This window comes from Chitinophaga sp. (genome assembly GCF_035564935.1).
In the GTDB taxonomy this organism is placed as follows: domain Bacteria; phylum Bacteroidota; class Bacteroidia; order Chitinophagales; family Chitinophagaceae; genus Chitinophaga.
On record NZ_DATMTE010000553.1, the window covers coordinates 1 to 3,529 of the forward strand.

Annotated in this window: 5 protein-coding genes; 2 read left to right on the forward strand and 3 right to left on the reverse strand. The window is 45.9% G+C overall.

Features of this window, described 5'->3' with window-relative positions:
• Window positions 1–227: 227 nt before the first annotated feature.
• Window positions 228–887 carry a suppressor of fused domain protein gene (locus VN105_RS14355; protein WP_325642030.1) on the reverse strand — a complete coding sequence of 220 codons (660 nt, stop codon included), beginning with the start codon at window positions 885–887 and terminating at the stop codon, window positions 228–230.
• 185 nt (window positions 888–1,072) lie between these two features.
• Here VN105_RS14355 and VN105_RS14360 point away from each other — a divergent pair, with 185 nt between their 5' ends.
• A complete protein-coding gene (locus VN105_RS14360; protein ID WP_325642032.1) occupies window positions 1,073–1,912 on the forward strand; it encodes an alpha/beta hydrolase in 840 nt (279 codons plus the stop codon).
• 7 nt (window positions 1,913–1,919) lie between these two features.
• Here the strand turns inward: VN105_RS14360 and VN105_RS14365 are convergent, their stop codons facing one another.
• Entirely contained in the window at window positions 1,920–2,528 is a 609-nt protein-coding gene (locus tag VN105_RS14365) for a TetR/AcrR family transcriptional regulator (RefSeq protein WP_325642034.1), read from the reverse strand.
• A 93-nt stretch (window positions 2,529–2,621) separates the two neighbouring features.
• Here VN105_RS14365 and VN105_RS14370 point away from each other — a divergent pair, with 93 nt between their 5' ends.
• Entirely contained in the window at window positions 2,622–2,816 is a 195-nt protein-coding gene (locus VN105_RS14370; protein WP_325642036.1) for a hypothetical protein, read from the forward strand.
• 372 nt (window positions 2,817–3,188) lie between these two features.
• On the opposite strand, the gene VN105_RS29800 is transcribed toward VN105_RS14370, so the two are convergent.
• The gene (locus VN105_RS29800; RefSeq protein ID WP_414647244.1) at window positions 3,189–3,488 is read right to left on the reverse strand and encodes an anthrone oxygenase family protein; all 300 of its coding nucleotides are present in this window, start codon (window positions 3,486–3,488) and stop codon (window positions 3,189–3,191) included.
• Window positions 3,489–3,529 lie beyond the last annotated feature (41 nt).

Genomic DNA, 3,529 nt, shown 5'->3' on the forward strand with positions numbered 1-3,529 from the left:
GTAAAGCCTGTAAGTCGCCCGAAGAAGCGGAGAACACGGTTGCGCACTACAGCCAATCTGAGAATACGGAATGTTATTATACCCGGGTAGATGACCTATACCTGGTGTACAGGAAATCGGATAACAAAACGCTGAAATCAGTCAATTATTCTGCAGCACAGTTAGACCAGCTTTTGTAAGATATAAGCCGGATGAAAACGGGAAGCTTTCATCCGGCTGCCATTTAGTTATGATTTCCTGTTCAGATCAGTGATCAGTAACGGGTTGTCTTTTCTTAAATCATTGATCAATGCGGCCACCTCTGTAGTGGTAGGATTTCGCATTAATGTTTCCAGTTCATGATTGGTGATCCCTACCAGTTGCAGGAAAGACACTTCCCCATGCGGCGTTTCTATTCTGCCCAGTTCGGGGTCAAGGGCCAGCACAAACGCGGTTATTTCTGTTTGAGTATCCAGCCGAATGGGGCCCTTTGCAGGTATGAAATGATTCTCTTCAAACCATTTTCCACTGTTAAATACATAACGCGCAAGGTTATTCATTACATGTACTGCCCACAAAGGGTCCGCCTGGTCATCTGCAAACGGCTTCAGTCTGAAAGTAAATTCAAAGCCCCATTTACTGAATTGGCCACCTGCCTTTTCACTGTCGTAGTAAAGCTCAGACATTCCGTAACTGATAATATGACGGTGAAAATCCTGTTTGGCAGAATCATAAATGCTGGCGCCATCTATCGGGTCTGTTCCGCCGGCCATATAATGTATGCCGCAAAGCGGGCCATAATGACGGGGATCCGTTTTTCCGTATATCTTTTCCAATGCACCATCTATGGAAAACCATCCAACAGCGTCTTCCTCTCTGAACTGTTGTTTATATTCTTCGGGAGTCATAAGCATACCAGGTTAAAACAATTAAACAACGCCAATATAAGCCAACTTGTGAAAAAAGCCATGCTTTACACCGCTTTTAAGACAGGAAAACCGGTTTGTCGGAATCGCCCTGCAATTTGACATTTTTGCACCCATCCCGGTTATTTGTTTTAATGTAGGTTTACATCATCAAAATTAAGTGTTGCATGAAACGCATGTCCATTATTGTTTTTTTATTAATCCTGACACATTTCCAGATGAATGCACAACACCCATCCACAGGCCGTTATGCAACGGTGAATGGCTTAAAAATGTATTATGAGATCCATGGCAATGGCGCCCCGCTGGTGTTGCTGCATGGCGGTGGATCCACCATTGTTTCTACCTACGGCGCCATTTTGCCGGAGCTGGAAAAAACGCAGCAGGTAATTGCCATAGAACTGCAGGCGCATGGTCATACCCCGGATATTGACCGGCCCCTGAGCTTTGAGCAGGATGCCGATGATGTAGCAGCGCTGCTCGCGCAATTGCATATTGCCAAAGCAAACATTATGGGCTTTAGCAACGGGGCTACTACGGCGCTGCAAATGGCGATCCGGCACCCGGAGCTGGTGAATAAGCTGGTGCTGGCTTCTGCACTCTACAAGCGCAACGGCACACCGCCAGGTTTCTTCGATGGTTTCAATAGCGCAACTATCGACCAGGTACCTCCGCAATTAAAAACAGCCTACTTAGCCGCCAACCCCGATCCCAAAGGATTTGAAGCCATGTTCCGCCGCGATGTGGCAAGGATGAAAAACTTTAAGGACATCAGCGATGAAGCCATAAAAGGTATACAGGCGCCGGCACTCGTGATTAGTGGTTATACAGATGTGATCCTGCCGGAACACTCGCTGTTGCTGGCCCGTACATTATCACATGCGCAGGTGGCTATCCTGCCGGGAGGCCATGGAGATTACATAGGAGAAGTGTGCGCGCCTGATAAGCAAAGTGTATTACCTGCTTTGGTAACAGCCATGATCATTCAATTCCTGAAAGCGCCATAGCGGCAATTTATTCCATCATACGTAATTGTGCGGACGGGGTGAGGTAAGGATAAAACATACCTGCAATAACTTTACTGTAATGCTTTATGGCATTGCCTCCCCTCAGCCGCCCCGTTAACTCATTATTCGACAGCCAAAAATCGCCCACAATAAATATCTGCGTTACCAGCATTTCCCAAACACTTTCCGGCAAATCGTCCCGGAACACCCCATCTGCTTTCAGCTGCCTGAAAATAGTAAAGAACTCCGTTGTGCGGCGCTGGGTTAATGCGTAATAATCCTTCCTGATCGACGGCACCCGCAGGCTGATTTCCACAAAATGTAAAAATATAAACCTGTACTTGTATGCCAGCTCCAGCGAACGAACGGAAAAATCACTCAGTATATTCAAGGTAACAGGGTTCACCAACTCCAGTTCAGACACCAACGTATCAAAATCTGCAGCCAGGTATTCATAGAGTGTTTTTATGATCTCATCTGTTTGCCTGAAATGATAATGCAGATTACCCGGGCTGATGCCCATTTTTGCCGCAATATGCCTGCTGGTGATGGCATTCACGCCCTGGCTGTTATAAAGCTCCAACGCCGTTTTGAGAATAGTTGTCCTCGTATCCATTCCCAAATTTAGAACAATTGATCTAAATAAAATAATAATAATTAGGTCATTTGTTCTAAATAAATTAGTACATTTGTTCTAAATACAGATGATATGAATAATGAATCGTATGATCAGCAGGAGGAAAATCAACCCATATGGAAAAGACTAAGGAGCAGTATGTTCCCGGTTAAACCAACCGATCCCGTACCCTTAAAATTGCTGAAGAACAGCGGTTTTTACCTGTTTGCAGTAATGGCATTACTGGTAACGCTGCTGCTGGGAGGCGCTATAATGTTCGTGTTATAAAATGAAGCGTTTATTTGATCCCTTGTTTCTTACTTACTGCGGACTATGGGGTATGATCCGCCTCTTCAGGTATATACATCTGCCGGTTCCCCTGCTGAACGGATACCTTACCGATTTCATAGCAGTACCGGCCATGGCACATGTAGCCCTTACCTTTACACGCCGGTATATTGTACGCAATGAATACTACACTTATCCCCTGTATTACTTATTGTTTATGGCCTTTTATATGGCTGTTGTTTTTGAGTGGGTAATGCCGCGGGTATCCACCGTTTACACCAGCGATGTGTGGGATGTGGCGGTATACTTTGGAGGGGCATTGTTTTATTATTATGTGCACAGGAAGCGAACTTATATTAAGCATAAAGCCCATCACTTTAACGCAATACACCCCGCTATTACCAACCCTACCGTAGCCACCGCCGCTACCGTGCGCAGCGTATTTAACCGGTTCCACCGCTGCTCAAAAGCAGCCCTGTATCCCGCCAGCTCAGCCTCGCCGGCAGCCGTAAGATCCGCTTTGTCCAACGCATTATTGAGCGGCACATTACCGCCTATCGTCACCCCGAAAACACCTACGAAATAAATAAAAACAGCTCCCAGCAAACACCAGCTGCCAGGCGATACCGCATAACTGAAATACGCCCAGGTACAAACAGGCAGCAATACCACTGAACCCAGAAAAGAAGAGAAAAATACAGGATTGAGAATAG